At 64.3% G+C, this 16152-nt stretch carries 20 protein-coding genes; 11 read left to right on the forward strand and 9 right to left on the reverse strand.

Features of this window, described 5'->3' with window-relative positions:
* Positions 1 to 39: 39 nt before the first annotated feature.
* Positions 40 to 417: a winged helix-turn-helix transcriptional regulator gene (locus tag FOY51_RS23550; protein WP_149432720.1), complete on the forward strand. Its 378-nt coding sequence runs from the start codon at positions 40 to 42 to the stop codon at positions 415 to 417.
* Between the two features lie 79 nt (positions 418 to 496).
* On the opposite strand, the gene FOY51_RS23555 is transcribed toward FOY51_RS23550, so the two are convergent.
* Positions 497 to 985 (reverse strand): winged helix-turn-helix transcriptional regulator, encoded by a 489-nt coding sequence (locus tag FOY51_RS23555; RefSeq protein ID WP_235916686.1) that lies wholly within the window; start codon positions 983 to 985, stop codon positions 497 to 499.
* 93 nt (positions 986 to 1078) lie between these two features.
* Between FOY51_RS23555 and FOY51_RS23560 the strand changes: the two genes are divergently transcribed.
* Entirely contained in the window at positions 1079 to 2248 is a 1170-nt protein-coding gene (locus tag FOY51_RS23560; protein WP_149432722.1) for a thiolase family protein, read from the forward strand.
* Between the two features lie 39 nt (positions 2249 to 2287).
* Here the strand turns inward: FOY51_RS23560 and FOY51_RS23565 are convergent, their stop codons facing one another.
* Genes FOY51_RS23565 through FOY51_RS23575 form a run of 3 tightly spaced genes read right to left on the reverse strand, consistent with a single transcriptional unit; the run spans position 2288 to position 4069 of the window.
* Positions 2288 to 2740: a GNAT family N-acetyltransferase gene (locus tag FOY51_RS23565; RefSeq protein ID WP_149432723.1), complete on the reverse strand. Its 453-nt coding sequence runs from the start codon at positions 2738 to 2740 to the stop codon at positions 2288 to 2290.
* Between the two features lie 16 nt (positions 2741 to 2756).
* Positions 2757 to 3257 (reverse strand): TIGR04338 family metallohydrolase, encoded by a 501-nt coding sequence (locus FOY51_RS23570; RefSeq protein WP_149432724.1) that lies wholly within the window; start codon positions 3255 to 3257, stop codon positions 2757 to 2759.
* Entirely contained in the window at positions 3254 to 4069 is an 816-nt protein-coding gene (locus tag FOY51_RS23575; RefSeq protein ID WP_149432725.1) for a DUF2786 domain-containing protein, read from the reverse strand. The genes FOY51_RS23570 and FOY51_RS23575 overlap by 4 nt, the downstream gene beginning before the upstream one ends.
* A gap of 122 nt (positions 4070 to 4191) precedes the next feature.
* Here FOY51_RS23575 and FOY51_RS23580 point away from each other — a divergent pair, with 122 nt between their 5' ends.
* The 7 genes from FOY51_RS23580 (at position 4192) to FOY51_RS23610 (ending at position 11032) form a co-directional block, all read left to right on the forward strand.
* Entirely contained in the window at positions 4192 to 5472 is a 1281-nt protein-coding gene (locus tag FOY51_RS23580) for an ABC transporter substrate-binding protein (RefSeq protein WP_149432726.1), read from the forward strand.
* A gap of 15 nt (positions 5473 to 5487) precedes the next feature.
* A complete protein-coding gene (locus FOY51_RS23585; protein WP_149432727.1) occupies positions 5488 to 6516 on the forward strand; it encodes a carbohydrate ABC transporter permease in 1029 nt (342 codons plus the stop codon).
* A gap of 14 nt (positions 6517 to 6530) precedes the next feature.
* Positions 6531 to 7409: a carbohydrate ABC transporter permease gene (locus tag FOY51_RS23590; protein ID WP_149432801.1), complete on the forward strand. Its 879-nt coding sequence runs from the start codon at positions 6531 to 6533 to the stop codon at positions 7407 to 7409.
* Between the two features lie 2 nt (positions 7410 to 7411).
* A complete protein-coding gene (locus FOY51_RS23595; protein WP_149432728.1) occupies positions 7412 to 7609 on the forward strand; it encodes a hypothetical protein in 198 nt (65 codons plus the stop codon).
* 118 nt (positions 7610 to 7727) lie between these two features.
* Positions 7728 to 9950: a transglycosylase domain-containing protein gene (locus tag FOY51_RS23600; RefSeq protein WP_371830483.1), complete on the forward strand. Its 2223-nt coding sequence runs from the start codon at positions 7728 to 7730 to the stop codon at positions 9948 to 9950.
* 214 nt (positions 9951 to 10164) lie between these two features.
* Positions 10165 to 10596, forward strand: a complete 432-nt coding sequence (locus tag FOY51_RS23605; protein ID WP_353961386.1) for a GyrI-like domain-containing protein — start codon at positions 10165 to 10167, stop codon at positions 10594 to 10596.
* 7 nt (positions 10597 to 10603) lie between these two features.
* Entirely contained in the window at positions 10604 to 11032 is a 429-nt protein-coding gene (locus FOY51_RS23610) for a GyrI-like domain-containing protein (RefSeq protein WP_149432730.1), read from the forward strand.
* 70 nt (positions 11033 to 11102) lie between these two features.
* Here FOY51_RS23610 and FOY51_RS23615 read toward each other — a convergent pair whose 3' ends face one another.
* Together FOY51_RS23615 and FOY51_RS23620 are read right to left on the reverse strand one after the other, a co-directional pair.
* Positions 11103 to 12185, reverse strand: a complete 1083-nt coding sequence (locus FOY51_RS23615) for an inositol-3-phosphate synthase (RefSeq protein ID WP_149432731.1) — start codon at positions 12183 to 12185, stop codon at positions 11103 to 11105.
* Complete coding sequence (locus tag FOY51_RS23620; RefSeq protein ID WP_149432732.1) at positions 12178 to 12735, reverse strand: PadR family transcriptional regulator; 558 nt, start codon at positions 12733 to 12735, stop codon at positions 12178 to 12180. The genes FOY51_RS23615 and FOY51_RS23620 overlap by 8 nt, the downstream gene beginning before the upstream one ends.
* A gap of 182 nt (positions 12736 to 12917) precedes the next feature.
* Here FOY51_RS23620 and FOY51_RS23625 point away from each other — a divergent pair, with 182 nt between their 5' ends.
* Positions 12918 to 13292, forward strand: coding sequence for a VOC family protein (locus FOY51_RS23625; RefSeq protein ID WP_149432733.1), 375 nt, complete (start codon positions 12918 to 12920; stop codon positions 13290 to 13292).
* On the opposite strand, the gene FOY51_RS23630 is transcribed toward FOY51_RS23625, so the two are convergent.
* The 3 genes from FOY51_RS23630 to FOY51_RS23640 form a co-directional block, all read right to left on the reverse strand.
* Positions 13289 to 13729, reverse strand: coding sequence for a group II truncated hemoglobin (locus tag FOY51_RS23630; RefSeq protein WP_149432734.1), 441 nt, complete (start codon positions 13727 to 13729; stop codon positions 13289 to 13291). The genes FOY51_RS23625 and FOY51_RS23630 overlap by 4 nt on opposite strands.
* A gap of 75 nt (positions 13730 to 13804) precedes the next feature.
* Positions 13805 to 14647, reverse strand: a complete 843-nt coding sequence (locus tag FOY51_RS23635; protein ID WP_149432735.1) for a DUF1707 SHOCT-like domain-containing protein — start codon at positions 14645 to 14647, stop codon at positions 13805 to 13807.
* Positions 14648 to 14650: 3 nt separating this feature from the next.
* Entirely contained in the window at positions 14651 to 15505 is an 855-nt protein-coding gene (locus FOY51_RS23640; protein WP_149432736.1) for a DUF1707 SHOCT-like domain-containing protein, read from the reverse strand.
* A gap of 60 nt (positions 15506 to 15565) precedes the next feature.
* Here FOY51_RS23640 and FOY51_RS23645 point away from each other — a divergent pair, with 60 nt between their 5' ends.
* Positions 15566 to 15991 carry a DUF5318 domain-containing protein gene (locus tag FOY51_RS23645; protein ID WP_149432737.1) on the forward strand — a complete coding sequence of 142 codons (426 nt, stop codon included), beginning with the start codon at positions 15566 to 15568 and terminating at the stop codon, positions 15989 to 15991.
* The last annotated feature ends 161 nt before the right edge of the window (positions 15992 to 16152 follow it).

Here is a 16152-nt window from a genome sequence, read left to right on the forward strand (position 1 = left end):
ATCTGGGAAGAAGGCAGTAAATAGTGGTATAGGTACCTGATGGAAACCAAGGCACCCGAGGGCTATGACGTTTTCGCGCGAAGCTGCCCGTCGCGCGGAGTGTTCGACCGCATCGGCGAGCGTTGGACCGGCCTGGTGCTGCTCGCGCTGCAGCAAGGCACCATGCGGTTCTCCGAGTTGCGTCGGCGAATCGACGGCATCAGCCAGAAGATGCTGACGCAGACGCTGCGGTCGCTCGAACGCGACGGACTGGTTGCACGCGAGGTGTTCCCGACGGTTCCGGTAACGGTCGAGTACACCCTGACGCCACTCGGCGCCAGCCTGTGCGACGCGGTTGCAGTGCTGCGGACGTGGGCGTACGAGCACATCGACGAACTCGAAACGGCGCGTGCGAAATTCGAGGACGCTTCGGCGTAGGAACGAATGTCTCAGTCGCTACGACGACACCGAACAAAGGGCGGTCGAAGTCGGGAAATCTGCCACCCGTTGCTCGTGATCAGCGCGAAAGGTAGGCGTCGCGATTGACGCGCACGCGAATGTCCTCGAGCCCCACTTCGGAACCCGCGGCGCTGCGGATCTGCACGTTCACCGGTGATCCGGTGCTGTCTTCGACCAACAGCAGGGGCACGCCGTCGTCCTGCTGGTATTTGTCGCCCCACTGCCAGAGAGCCAGAATCACCGGTAGCAGGTCGCGACCCATCTGGGTGAGCACGTATTCGTGCCGGGTTCGCTGGCCCTCTTCGCGGTAGGGCTGCTTTTCCAGCAGCCCGTGTTCGACCAGCTTGCGCAGCTGTTTGGCGGCGACGGCCTCGGTGACGCCGACGCGCTCCGCGAACCCGTCGAACCTGGTGGTGCCGTAGTACGCCTCCCGCATGAGCAGCAGCGCCGAGCGCGTGCCCACGATTTCCAGCGCACGCGCGATCGAGCAATGCGTGGGCTTCCACGCGCGCAAGTCCGCCAACGGTCCTTCCATCACAGCTGCCATGGCGTACATCATACGTCCGCAGACTTGCGGAATGCATAGTCAGCCATTTAGGCTCTAACTATAGGTAGACAAAGCCAGCTGAAGGGAACTCCCATGAGAGACGCAGTGATCGTCGAGGCGGTTCGGACCCCGATCGGTAAAGGCAAGCCGAACGGCGCCCTGCACGACGTCAACGCAGTGGATCTGCTGGCGCACAGCCTGCGCGAGGTGGTCGACCGGTCTGGTATCGATCCGGTGCTGATCGACGACGTGATCGGCGGCATCGTCACGCAGGTCGGCGAGCAGGGCTCGAACATGACCCGCCGAGCGGCACTGGCTGCGGGCTATCCCGAGTCGGTTCCGGCGACGACGGTGGACCGCCAGTGCGGAAGTAGCCAGCAGGCAATACATTTCGCCGCGCAGGGCGTGATCGCCGGCGCCTACGACATCGTCGTCGCAGCAGGCGTCGAATCGATGGGTCGCGTTCCGATGGGCGCCAACCTGATCGGCAGCGACGATCTGGTGGGTAAGGGTTTCGCGGCGCGGTACCCGGAAGGGCATGTCGGGCAGGGCATCAGCGCAGAACTGATCGCGGCCAAGTGGGGAATCACTCGTACGGAGCTGGACGCGTTCGCGCTCAGCTGCCACGCGAAGGCGGCCGACGCCACCAAGAACGGACTGTTCGACGCGGAGCTTGCGCCGATCAACGGGCTCACTACGGACGAGGGCATTCGGATCGGCGGCGATCTGGAATCGCTGGCCAAGCTGCGACCCGCCTACTACGACGAGGCGATGGGCAAGCGCTTCCCGCAGATCGGCTGGGAGATCACCGCCGCGACGGCCAGCCAGATCAGCGACGGCAGCTCGGCGGTGCTGATCATGTCGAGCGAGAAGGCTCGAGAACTCGGCTTGACTCCGCTGGCGCGCGTGCACGACTTCTCGGTGGTCGGCGACGATCCGCTGCTGATGCTCACCGGCGTCATCCCCGCCACGCGAAAGGTGTTGCAGCGAGCCGGATTGAGCATCGACGACATCGATCTGTTCGAGATCAACGAGGCGTTCTCGCCGGTGGTCCTGTCGTGGGCGAAGGAACTCGACGTCGACATGAGCAAGGTCAACGTCAACGGTGGTGCCATCGCGATCGGACATCCGTTAGGTGCCAGCGGCGCGCGACTCGCGACGACGTTGGTGCACGCGATGCGCGATCGCGGCGCGCGCTACGGCCTGCAAACCATGTGTGAAGCAGGCGGTCTGGCGAACGCGACGATCTACGAAGCTATGTGACTTCGTCACAGGTGAGTGGTTAGTTGGTCCCTGTCCCAATTAACCGCTCACCTGCGCGGAGCGCAGAGGCTCGTAGAAACCCTGCAGGCCTTGGCCGTCACGAATGGTGAGCTGCAATTGCTCGAGTCCCAGCTTGACGGCGGTCTGACGCAACCCCGTCATCAACGTCCGGCCCGCTCCCGAACCTTGGTGTTCCGGATGCACCATCACCCGCAGCACGGTTCGCCAATGCGTTGTCAACGCAGACTCTTTCGCGACCAGCAGCCCCATACCGACGTAGCGCTCGCCGTTGTGCAGCACACCCAGCGCGTCCACGCCGGTCGATACTCGTTCCAGGGCGCGGTGCAGCGTCACGGCGATCAGCGATTCGGGTGCGGGTGCCGTGAAACCGACACTGCCGCCGGCATTGGTCGCTGCGATCCAGGTGTCCAACAGTTCCGCACGCAGGCCTGCCGCCGACGCACCCGTCGGATCTACCTCGCGATACTCCATGATGTCCCCTCTCGAATCAGCCGATGCGAACGCCGCAATCGAGCATCGTCGTCCTCATCAGGAATGCCGCTTCGCCACCGACTATCTCGTCGATCAAATCCAGATAGCGGTCGACGAACTCCGGGCCGTGCGGCGCGAACTCCCCCGCGGGCTCGAGGTGATGTGCTAGTTCGTGCAGCACCACCAGCTCGCGCAGCGCCCAGGCTTTGCCCGAAACATGAAGCGGCACTGCAAGAGTTGCCGTCTCCACCTCGTAGTGCGCCGCCTGATGTCCGGCCCGAGCGCGCACGGTGATCGGTCGAACCGGCCACTGCTCCTGCACCCAGTTCAATTCCAACACCCGATCGCAGTAGCTCTGCACCGATTCGATGGAGGCGAAGCGCCGCTCGATCGGCAACGTGATCTGCGACCCGACCACCGCCAACGACCGGACCCCATGCTCGTCGGCGCGGTCGAAGATGGTGCGCACCAACTGTTCCGCGTCGTAGACCTTCGATCGTTGCGCGTCGCGCGTCACGACGAGAGCTCACCCCGCGCGCCGCCCAACTCCGGCGACATTCCCAATCGCGCCGATCGGCCTGCTCGATCGCCGGCTCGTCGCGCCGCCGACGAGTAGCCCGCAGCGGCCTTCCCACCCCGCCAGGTGCCGCGTGCCGGTGAGGTCTCCTTGTAGAAGTCCCTCAGTTCGATCTGCTTGTCGCGCAACGCCAGTGCGGTCTCGGTGGAGGTAGCGGCCGCTACCACCTCGACCTCGGCCTCGCGCTTGACCGCGTCGAGTCGCTTCCCGATTCGATCGGCATAGGCGAGCTGAAAATTCAACCGCGCTGTCACTCCGGCCAGCGGTGCCTGCACTGTGCGGGTGACCCGTCGTCGACCGCGGACCACGGTCTCGAGCCGCTCGACCGTCTCGTCGCGATACCTGCCCGACTTGATGTAGAGATCCGACGACCGCACCATCTGCACGATCAAGCTGGCGTAGAGAGCCTCGCACGCGTCGATGTCGGTATCGAAGCCGTACGCGTATACCTGCGTGGACGACTGCGCGATGTCGCATCGCACGTCGTTGGCCGCGGCAATCCGCAGAAACAACTGCACGTACGTGCGCAACCCCTTCTTGCCCGGCTCGCCCATCCGGATGATGCGCTGGCTCGGCACCGGCCTGCGTTCCCGGTTGGAGATGTGCGAGCGTGCGACAGCCAGATCGATCGACGACTGGGTCGCGAGCCGCTGCGCGGCCGCCAGAAATGCCTCCGCCTCGTGCTCGTTGTCGGTGGACTCGGCCTGGCGTAGTAGGCCGCCGATCCGCGTCAGCATCTTCTCGGAACTCACGGCGTCGAGGGTACGCAGCCGGTCGGACAATCCAGCTGACCGCGCGCGTGACCCACCCGGCCCTGTATCTTCCTTGTGCGTCGGGTCACAGCTGCCCGCATAACTCAACTGGAGAATTCGATATGACTTTGATCAGGAGATCGCTGATCTCGCGGGTGGTCGTGGCTGGTGCGGCGGTTTCGCTGCTCGCCGTGACGGGCTGCTCGAGTGACAGCGGATCGGACAACTCGGCGTCGTCGAACACCGACGGCCGCGGCCCGATCACCTACGTCGAGGGCAAGGACACCACCGAGACGGGCGTCGTCAAGCAGCTCGCCGCGAAGTGGAACGCCACGCACCCGAACGAGCAGGTGACGTTCAAGGAGCAGTCCAACGACGCCGATCAGGCCCACGACGACTTCGTTCAGCACCTGCAGGCCAAGGAATCCGACTACGACCTGATGGCCGTCGACGTCGTCTGGACCGCCGAGTTCGCAGCGAAGGGCTGGCTGCAGCCGCTGAAGGATCAGTTCGCGCTCGACACCAGCAAGCTGCTCCCGCCGACCGTTGCCAGCGCCACCTACAACAACACGTTGTATGCGGCGCCGAAGAACACCAACGCGGGCCTGCTGTTCTACCGCAAGGATCTGGTTCCCAACGCGCCCAAGACCTGGGCCGAGCTGACCGGTGACTGCGCGATCGCCAAGACCAACAACATCGGCTGCTACGCCGGCCAGTTCGCACCGTACGAGGGCCTCACGGTCAGCACCGCGGAAGCGATCAACGCCAACGGCGGCACCTTCGTCGGACCGGACGGCAAGACACCGACGGTCAACAGCCCGCAGGCGCGCGCCGGTCTGCAGCAGCTGGTCGACGGCTTCAAGAGCGGCGACATCCCGCAGGAAGCCATCACCTACAAGGAGCCGGAGAGCCAGAAGGCGTTCGAGGACGGCAAGCTGCTGTTCCTGCGTAACTGGCCGTACGTGTTCGGCACCGCCGCCAAGGACAGCTCGCAGGTCAAGGACAAGTACGGCGTTGCGCCGCTGCCCGGTGTCAACGGCGTCGGCACCTCGACGCTCGGCGGCTACAACGTCGGCATCAACGCCTTCTCGCAGCACAAGGCCACCGCGCTGGACTTCTTGAAGTTCCTGACCGGTGACGACGCGCAGCGCATCATCGCGGACGGCGCGCTGCCGCCGACGCTCGCGTCGCTGTACGACGATCCGGCACTGATCCAGAAGATGCCGTACCTGCCCGCGCTCGAGGAGTCGATCGCCAACGCCGTGCCTCGCCCGGTGTCGCCGTTCTACCCCGCGGTGTCAAAGGCTGTGCAGGACAATGCCTATGCTGCTCTCAAGGGTGAGAAGTCTGTCGATCAGGCCGTCACCGATATGCAGGCAGGCATCGAGTCGGCCGGGTCGTAACTCAGGAGTCGATTGATGGCTGTTCCTACTGGGGAAGCCAAGCAAGACGTCACCGCGGCCGGAGGTTCCACCTCCGGCCGCGGTCGGCGTGTGCTCAAAGGTAAGTCGGCCTTCGGCCGGACGCCGTGGTTGCTGATCAGCCCGGTGCTGGTGGTTCTCGCGCTGGTCATCGGGTATCCGGTAGTTCGCGCGCTGATCATGTCCTTCACCAAGGACGCCGGCCTCGACCCGTCGACCGGCATGTTCGTCGAAGGCGGCAGCGCCGGATTCTCCAACTACACCCACTGGCTGTTGCAGCAGTGCCCCTCTCCCAGCGGCCAGATGGTGTCGTGCCCGCCAGGAACACTGGGTGCACAGTTCTGGTCCGCCGTCGGGATCACACTCTTTTTCACGGTGATCACCGTTGCGCTGGAGGCCGGTGTAGGGCTGTGGATGGCCGTGGTGATGGGAAAGTCGTTCCGCGGCAGGGCTTTGCTGCGTGCGGCTGTGCTCATCCCCTGGGCGATTCCCACGGCAGTCACCGCCAAACTCTGGTATTTCATCTTCGCCTACGACGGCATCGCCAACAAAGCGCTGGGCACCCACATTCTGTGGACCGACGATCAGTGGCCCGCGCGATTCGCGGTGATCATCGCGGACGTGTGGAAGACGACGCCGTTCATGGCGCTGTTGATTCTCGCTGGGCTGCAGATGATTCCGGAAGACGTGTACGAGGCGGCCCGCGTCGACGGCGCGTCGGCCTGGCAGCGGTTCACCCAGATCACGCTGCCGCTGGTCAAGCCTGCGCTGATGGTCGCGATCCTCTTCCGCACCATGGACGCGCTCCGCATGTACGACCTGCCCGCCATCCTCACCGGCGGCATTCCGGCGACCACCACCGTGTCGATCCTGGTGGTCGATCAGGTTCGCCAGGGCTTCAACAATGCGTCGGCGCTGTCGACCATCACGTTCGTGCTGATCTTCCTCGTCGCATTCGTGCTGGTGAAGTTCTTGGGCGCCAACGCAGTTCGCACGCAGGAAAACCAGCGAGAGGCCGCCAAGTGATGTCACACCGCACGATGGCACATCGCGGACCCGAAATCGCCGGCGCACCTGTGAAGTCACAAGCGCGCCGTTTCAAGGGTGCGCGCGTCTACGTGGGTGTCGCGGTCATTCTCATCTGGGGACTCGCGCCGTTCTACTGGATGGTCGTCACGGCGTTCCGGGACCCGGACTACACCTTCGACACCACGCCGTGGCCGACTCATCTGACAACGGCCAACTTCCGCAACGCGCTCTCCACCAGCAACGGCAACGATTTCGCCCGCGCTATCGTCAACAGCCTGATCATCGGTGGGGCAACCACGCTGATCGCGTTGGTCGTCGGCATCTTCGCGGCGTATGCATTGGCGCGCATGACGTTTCGCGGCAAATACGTGGTTGTCGGGATCATCCTGGGCGCGTCGATGTTTCCCGTCGTCGCACTCGTGACGCCGCTGTTCCAGCTCTTCACCAACATCGGCTGGATCGGCCAGTATCAGGCGCTGATCATCCCGAACATCTCGTTCGTGCTGCCGCTCACGGTGTACACGTTGACGTCGTTCTTCTCCGAACTCCCGTGGGAACTCGAGGAAGCCGCGCGCATCGACGGTGCCAGCCGTGCCCAGGCCTTCCGGCTGGTGATGCTGCCGTTGGCGGCGCCCGCCCTGTTCACGACGGCGATCCTGGCATTCATCGCCGCGGTCAACGAATATCTGTTGGCGAGTCAGCTGTCCAAGGACTCCACCGAGCCCGTCACCGTCGCGATCGCGCGCTTCTCCGGAAACGACCCGCACGTCGTTCCGTACGCCGCGATCATGGCGGCGGGCACGCTCGTGGCGATTCCCTTGGTCGTCATGGTGTTGCTGTTCCAGCGTCGAATCATTTCGGGGCTGACGGCCGGCGGCGTGAAGAGCTAGCAATGCACCCGGTTGCGAAAAAACAGCGTCTGGAAGTGCTGATCGGCATTCTGGGCTTCTTCACTTCGATGGCCTTCATTTCCGCACTGGTCGGTATTGTTTCGGGCGACCCCGGTGTCGTTCCGTCGCTGGTCCTGGCTGTTTGCGTCGTGCTTTCGGTCTTGGCGATAGCGGCTCGACGGCGTGTCGTCGGGCGCTGAAATTCGGTCTGTGCTAGCCGCTGACTGGTTGTTCGATCAGTTCTGCCGCTAGGGTTAGCGACCGACCCTGTAGTAGGGGTCGAGCTTGGCGGGTGTCCAAGAATCGAAGGATGTGAACGTGAGCTCGCACCGTATTGCGTCGCCGCCCGGTGGCGGACCCCTCGGTGATCGCTCGCTGTCGCCACTCGCCGCAAGCAATCGGCATCACCGCCCCAATCGCAAGCACACGCTCCGCCGCCTGCTGATCGGGCTGCTGGCCTTCGTGATCATCGTTCCGCTTGTCGCGTTCGCGATCGGGTATGTCAGGGCCGACGTGCCGCATCCGTCGGACATGCGCACCAACCAGGTGGCGACGATCCTGGCGTCGGACAGCAAGAGCGTCATCACCCAGATCGTGCCGCCGGAAGGCAACCGCACCGAAGTGGCCCTGAATCAGGTGCCCGAGCAGGTGCGCAACGCGGTGCTGTCCGCCGAGGACCGCAACTTCTACGCAAACCCGGGGTTCTCCGTCACCGGCTTCTTCCGTGCGGCCCGCGACAACGTCCTCGGCAAGGACGATGCCGGTGGCGGCTCGACGATCACCCAGCAGTACGTCAAGAACGCGCTGGTTGGTGCCGATCGCAGCATCACCCGCAAAATGAAGGAACTGGTCATCTCGACGAAGATGGCCCGCGAGTGGAGCAAGGACGACATCCTTGCCGCCTACTTGAACACCATCTACTTCGGACGCGGCGCGTACGGCATCGCGTCGGCGTCCAAGGCGTACTTCAACAAGCCGGTCGAGCAGTTGACCGCCGCCGAAGGTGCCGTTCTTGCCGCGGTGATCCGCAGCCCATCCGGCCTCGATCCGGAAACGCACATGGATGCATTGCAGGGTCGCTGGAACTACGTGATGGACGGCATGGTCGGCATGAACGTGATGCCGAAGGAAGAGCGCAGCTCCACCACGTTCCCTGCGGTGGTCCCGACCAACCAGGTTGCCGATGCGAACGCGGCGCATGGACCCGAGGGCCTGATCCGGACCCAGGTGGTCGACGAGCTGAAGGCGTCCGGCATCACCGACGAGCAACTCAACACCGGTGGTCTGCAGATCACCACAACGCTCGACCAGAAGGCGCAGGCCGCCGCGGTCGGCGCGGTGAACAACGTGATGCAGGGTGAGGATCCGGCGTTGCGCGAGGCCGTCGTCTCGATCGACCCGCGCTCGGGTGCGGTGCGTGCCTACTACGGCGGCGCCGACGGGGCAGGCTTCGACTTCGCCCAGGCGCCGCTGCAGACCGGCTCGGCCTTCAAGGTCTTCGGCCTGATCGCAGCGCTCAAACAGGGCATCCCGCTCTCGGAGATGTACAGCAGCGCGCCGCTGACGGTCAACGGCATCGACATCAGCAACGTCGAAGGTGAGAACTGCGGCACCTGCACCATCGCGCAGGCGCTCAAGCAATCGCTGAACACCAGCTTCTACCGGCTCACGCTGTCCATGGAGGACGGTGCGCAGAAGATCGCCGACGCCGCCCATGAGGCCGGCATCCCGGAGCACATTCCCGGCGTGCAGGGTGAGTCCCTGTATCAGAACGGTGTCGACCCGCCGGAGACCGGAATTGTGTTGGGCCAGTACCAGGTTCGACCCATCGACATGGCATCGGCGTATGCGACGCTTGCCGCGTCGGGCATGTACCACAAGCCGTACTTCGTGCAGAAGGTGGTCAGCGCCGACGGCGACGTACTGCTCGACCGGGCGCCTTCGCCGGGGGAACGAAAGCTCGATGCCGCCGTCGCCGACAACGTGACGCAAGCGATGATGCCGATAGCCAACTACTCCCGAAACCACGGGCTCGCAGGCGGTCGTGACTCCGCCGCGAAAACCGGAACCGCGCAGCTCGGCGACACAGGTGAGAACAAGGACGCCTGGATGGTCGGTTACACGCCGTCGCTGTCCACAGCTGTCTGGATGGGCACCGAGCAGGGTACGGCGATCAACAACAGCTACGGCGGCTTGATCTACGGTTCAGGGCTGCCGTCGGACATCTGGAAGAAGACGATGGACGGCGCCTTGGAGGGGACCGACTTCGAGGACTTCCCGTGGCCCGACCCGATCGGCGGCCAGGCCGGTGTGCCCTCATACAGCGGTGGTGGCGGGTCGTCCTCGTCGGGCTCCGGCAGCAGCAACAGCAACACGAACACCAGCGCCGGTGGTGGTGCTGCCGCGCCCGCTCCGGAGACCAACAACGCGCCGGTGGCGCCGCCGCCGATCCAGCTTCCGCAGATTCAGTTGCCGCCGCCGCCGCCGCTGCCACGCCAGATCGAAATCCTCCCGGGTGTGACCATTCCGATCCCCGGCTGACGCATCTCTCGGGACCCGAGCTAACACTCGGTGACAATGTTCGACGGATTTATCAGACCGGTGTTATCGCCGCCGCCTCGCCATGATGCAATGCTAGGTGTCAGATCACAGTCGTGATCAAGTTGCGATCGGGTTGGAAACAGCGTTCCGTGCGGCATGATGAAACGACAGTTACAACATCGAGTAAGGGGGGAGCCGGGTGAGCTTCAGCGTGGTGGAACGGAGGGAAACGCTGGTAGCAGGAACCGTGCTTCGAAGCCCGGCCCTTGCAGTCGAGGGCTCGCGCCGCACGAGAGTCGAAGAAGTGTGGCAGCGTACGCTGTCTCGGCCGCTACCAGGACCTCCCGCAACGGCCTACGTCGATCACGCGCCAGAGCTGAACTCGTACCTGACCCACATCATCGGATACCGCTGCCACACCATCGCCGACCTGGCACCGGGCGATGTACTCGCGCGAGTTCCGGCAGGCAGGTTCGCGCACTTTCGCGCCAGCGGTGACGAGATCGGCGACACCATTGCCGGACTGTGGCGGTCGGTATGGGATGCGGAGGCCGACGGCGAGATCGTGCGGGCGTACACAGGCGATTTCGAACGCTACCCAGACGAGCGCACGGTAGAAGTCTTCGTCTCTCTGGCGAGCGAGTAGGGACAGCATGGATTTCGAGAAAGTGCAGTTGCCGGACAGTTATGTCGCTGGTCTGACCATTCCGCTCGCAGGCAAAGAAGTAACGCGCCGCGACCTGGATCTGGTGAATTTCACCTGGGACCGGTATCTGGCCCGGGAAAAGGACGGCCCGAGAGTCGCGGCCTATGTGGCACAGGACGGTCGAAGCGCGGCGGTGCTCGGCTACGAGTGCGGGTCGCTCGACGAGGCAGAGCCCGGCGACGTGGTGACCCGGATTCCGGCGGGCGCGTATGCGAAGTTCGTCGTCGCGGGCAAGCCCTACGACTTGACGCGGACAGCCTGGGCAGAAGTCGTGAAGGCCGAGAACGAAGGCAGGATCACGAGAACGCACAACACCGATATCGAGCGTTTCGTCGATGCGACATCGGTAGAGGTGTACGTCTCGATCCTCGCCTGATCACGCGAAACGAAAAGCGCTCACGACCACAAGAGAGTGGTCGTGAGCGCTTTTCGTCGTTACGAGAGCGCTACGCCTCGATGATGAACGCTTCCAGCTCGTTACGAGCCTTGTCGTCCGCCATCTGGATCGGCGGGGACTTCATCAGGTATGCCGACGCCGGGTAGACCGGTCCGCCGACGCCACGATCGAGCGCGATCTTGGCCGCACGAACGGCGTCGATGATGATGCCTGCCGAGTTGGGCGAGTCCCACACCTCGAGCTTGTACTCCAGGTTCAGCGGCACGTCACCGAAGGCGCGGCCTTCGAGGCGCACGTAGGCCCACTTGCGGTCGTCGAGCCAGCCGACGTGATCGGACGGGCCGATGTGGACGTTGCCCGCACCGAGCTCGCGCGTCAGGTTCGACGTGACGGCCTGGGTCTTGGAGATCTTCTTCGACTCCAAACGCTCACGCTCGAGCATGTTCTTGAAGTCCATGTTGCCGCCGACGTTGAGCTGCATGGTGCGGTCGAGCTGCACGCCGCGGTCTTCGAACAGCTTCGCCATCACGCGGTGGGTGATGGTGGCGCCGACCTGGCTCTTGATGTCGTCACCGACGATCGGGACGCCGGCAGCCTTGAACTTCTCGGCCCAGACCGGGTCGGAGGCGATGAAGACGGGCAGCGCGTTGACGAAGGCGACGCCCGCGTCGATGCATGCCTGCGCGTAGAACTTGTCGGCCTGCTCGGAGCCGACCGGAAGGTAGGAGACAACGACGTCGACCTTGGCGTCCTTGAGCGCCTTGACCATGTCGACCGGCTCGGCGTCGGACAGCTCGATGGTCTCGGCGTAGTACTTGCCGATGCCGTCGAGGGTCGGGCCGCGCTGAACGACGACGTCACTCGGGGGAACGTCCGAGATCTTGATCGTGTTGTTCTCGCTCGCGAAGATGGCCTCGGAGAGATCGAAGCCGACCTTCTTGGCGTCGACGTCGAACGCGGCGACGAACTGGACGTCGCGCACGTGGTACTGGCCGAACTTCACGTGCATCAGGCCGGGGACGGTCGCGGTTTCGTCCGCGTCCTTGTAGTACTCCACGCCCTGGACCAGGGAGGACGCACAGTTACCTACGCCTACGATGGCCACGCGCACTGCGTTGCTGTTGTCACCCATGGTCGGGTTCTCCTTCTTTCGGTAGTGCCGAATTCGGCGACTGCTCTGCGGCAATCAGTTCGTTGAGCCAGCGCACTTCGCGCTCGCTGGATTCGAGGCTCAGCTCGTGGAGCTGTTTGGTGTAGCGGTCGAGCGAGCCGCTGGCCCGTCCGATTGCCTCGCGGAGCCCTTCCCGGCGCTCCTCGACCTGGCGTCGTCTGCCTTCGAGAATCCGCATCCGCGCTTCCGCGGGGGTGCGGCTGAAGAAGGCGAGGTGAACGCCGAAGCCATCGTCGGTGTAGTTCTGCGGGCCGGTGTCGGCTACCAGTTCGGAGAACCGCTGAATGCCCAGCGGGGTGAGCTGATAGACGCGACGCGCACGACGCTTCACGGCTACCGGGCCCACTTCTTCGGCGATCAACCCGTCGACCTGCATACGACGCAGCGTCGGGTAGAGCGAGCCGTAGGAGAAGGCACGGAAAGCGCCGAGTAGGCCGGTGAGCCGCTTACGCAGCTCGTATCCGTGCATCGGCGACCCCAGCAGCAGCCCGAGCACTGCAAGTTCCAGCAACGGGCTTCACCCCCAGAGTCGTCGAACCTAACCGATTGATGCGATGCCTGACTATATCGCACCGATATAACTTCGCATAGTCATCTGCGAGGTATCGCACGTTCCACGACGCGAGTCGAGGGTCCCCTGACCACGTCAGACAGCGGCAGGGTGACCCTGATTCGGGCTAAAATCGGGCTCCCATGCCAGCAACTTTCAATCACACAATCGTCGCGTCCATCGATCAGCAGGTCGCTGCCGCGTTCTATCGCGACATTCTCGAAGCGGCCGAAGCGCCGTCGTGGGGTCCGTTCACCAACCTCCAGCTCGACGGCGGTGTCCTGCTGCAATTTGCCGAGCCGCCGGTCGAGATTCAGATGCAGCACTACGCATTTCTCGTCGACGACGACCTGTTCGACCGCGCTTACGCCCGCATCGTCGAGCGGAACATCGAACACTGGGCCGATCCGCAGACCACTCGCCCCGGCGAAATAAACCATGAGCACGGAGGCCGCGGCGTGTACTTCAAAGATCCGTCAGGTCATGCTCTCGAGCTGCTGACCAGGCCGTACCTCTAGTCGCCTGGCCAAGTCCATCGCGGCACCTCGCGCAGCGGATGGAGTTCGTCGTCGGTGGTGGCGTTCGAGTTCTGCATCGCGACCTTCGTTCCGAATTCGACGTGCTCGCGAATCGCTGCGCGATACTGCGGATCGGACGGCAGGTCGCTGTCGTCGAGTGCCGCCATGTACAGCTCGACGAAACGTTGCCGCTGCTCCTCGGTTATCCCCAGCCCGCGATGCACGTCGATCAGGTGCGCGAATCCCAACTCGCGGGTGAACCTGTCGGGCCCGCCGAAGGACTCTGCGGTGAACGCGCTCAGGTGATCGACATGCTCGGGTTTTCCCGCACCGAAGAGCGGTTGCAACAGCGGGTCCGCCAGCACTCGGGCATAGAAATCGCCCTCGAGCCGGTGAATCGGTTCGGCGCCGCAGGCGAACTCGAACATAGACGGCATGACAGGAACTCCTCGGCATCGTCGGTCGAACCAAGTCGACCACCGATCTGGGCAGTCCGCAACCAGGCCGTACCGCTAGTTCACCGGATACAACGCCAGCTGTTCACCGGTGAACGTCGTGGTGAGGTACCCGCTGCGCACGCCGTCGGAGACGTAGAACCGCATCTCCGGCGTGCCGTCGTTCTCGATCATCACGTGGCTGATCGCTCCTGTCGGTGCGCCGAGTATCGCCGGCGCAGCGCCCATGGTCGCAGCGAGAACCTGCACATCGATCGTTGCCAGATCGACGGCTTGCACATCGGGTTGCCTGGCCGACTGAGGTCCGGACAGGTCGAAGCCGCCGCGAAAGTTGTAGTTCTGCTGCGTTCCCGGTGCCACCTCGCGGGTCACGTAGCCGTACGGCGGCTTCGACTTCGGATACAGCACGATCTGATCCGCAACGGTGTCGCGGAATCGTGCACGGTACTGATCGATGAACCGTTGCACACCCTCGGCGCTGTCGAGCACAACCGGCGGCGCGACGATCGGCACCACAGCTGCGGGCGCGACGGCCACGGTGTTTGTCGGCGCGATGGTGGTCGGCGCGGGATCGACCGCCTCGACCGTCGTCGCGTCCGGCCACATCGTTGCCACGACGATCGCGATGACGGCGACCGCGGCTGTTGCACCCGCGATCACGACCCAGCGCGCACGACGTGGCCGCGGCAGCGGTGTCGGCTCGGGTAGGTCGACGGGCGACTGGAGATCCGCGACCATCGCATGCAGTTCGCCCAGCGTCTTGGCGGACTGTGCGGTCGCGATCCGTGCGCGATGCTCGTCGAAGCTCAATTGACCGTCGGCATACGCCTGATCGAGGGCGGAGGCGACGGTCGCGCGATCGATATCGCGCGCACGCAGGCGCGGAGCGGTGGTGGCCATTTGTCAGTTCTCCGGATCGAAGCGGGTCACCGATCGAAAGTTGCCCTGCAGATCGGCGGTCAGATAGCCGTTCTCGTTCCGGTCGTTGTTGGCGTGCAGCACCAACTCCGGGCCGTCGTCGGAGCTGCGGACGACGATATAGATGGTGTCGATCTGCGGCAGATTCAAACTCTGGCCTGCTCCCGCGATCACGCCCGCGGTCTTCGCGACGTCGAGCTGCGTCAGGTCGACCGGCGGCTCCTTCGGATCCCGACTGGACGTCGACGGGTCGGCGAACCCGTCCTCGTCGTAGCGATAGACCAGTTGGCGTCGCGGCGCACCGGGATCGGGTCGGAAGATCACCGCATAGTTCGGGTACACGGTCATGTCGTCGACGATGCCGTTGCCGAATTCCTTCTTGGTAGCCGCGACCACATCGGTGAGGCCTGCGGGTGTCAGATAGCCGATCTTCCCGAACGACTCGGCAGGACTGTCCGGTCCACCGCACGAGCGGAAGGCCAACCCGCCCCCGACCAGCAGTATCGCGGCGCCGACCACGACCGCGATCAGCGTCGAGTAGTCGCGGACCGGCCGCTGCTCGCGGATCGGCGCCAGGTCGTTGTCGCCTTGCAGATCGTCGACCAGTGCGTGCAGTTCCTGCAGCGTCGTTGCGATCATTGCCGACGCGATCCGTGTCGCATGTTCGGCGTCACTGAGCTGACCGTCTGCGAGCCCCTCGTCGAGCGCCGAACAGGTATCGGTTCGATCTTGATCCCGCGCGCGCACGGCGGACGAATATCGGGGCGGCATGGCGCTGATGATATGTCCGTTGTGCACGACTTTCGCAGTGTCGGCAATGTGGCTTTCCAGATACGACATTGCTGTGAACTTGGGTCCGCACGGCCCGCGCACAGGTGGGGTGCACGTACTCTGGTTCCCGTGCGAATACAGCGGCAGGTGGTGGACTACGCGCTTCAGCGTCGGTCCGTGCTGGCCGAGGTATACGCAGGCCGCACCGGTGTCAGCGAGGTATGTGACGCGAATCCCTATCTCCTGCGTGCGGCCAAGTTTCATGGCAAAGGAAGCGACGTCGTCTGCCCGATCTGCAGGAAAGAGCAGCTGACGCTCGTATCCTGGGTCTTCGGCGAGAAGCTCGGACCGGTCAACGGCTCGGCGCGAACCGCCGAAGAGCTGGTTCGGTTGGCGGCTTCTCGGGAAGAGTTCTCGGTCCACGTCGTCGAGGTGTGCCGCACGTGCAGCTGGAACCACTTGGTCCAGTCGTATGTACTTGGCGCCGTTCCTGCCCCCAAGCGGCGACGGTCCACGGGTTCGCAAGGACCCAGCCGGCGCACCGCCACCGAGTAATCAGCACCGCCCGTGTAGGCCGAACCACGGGAGTCAGTCCGACCACGGGAGTTTCGTTCAGTGACCTACCCCTCCGATGACCAGCCGGGAGATCAGCCGGCACACCGCAGGCCGAGTGGACCCCCGCCGGGGCGCCCGCTCCCTCCGCCCCCAGCGAATCG

The sequence above is a fragment of the Antrihabitans cavernicola genome (genome assembly GCF_008297975.1).
GTDB classification, from domain to species: Bacteria; Actinomycetota; Actinomycetes; order Mycobacteriales; family Mycobacteriaceae; genus Antrihabitans; species Antrihabitans cavernicola.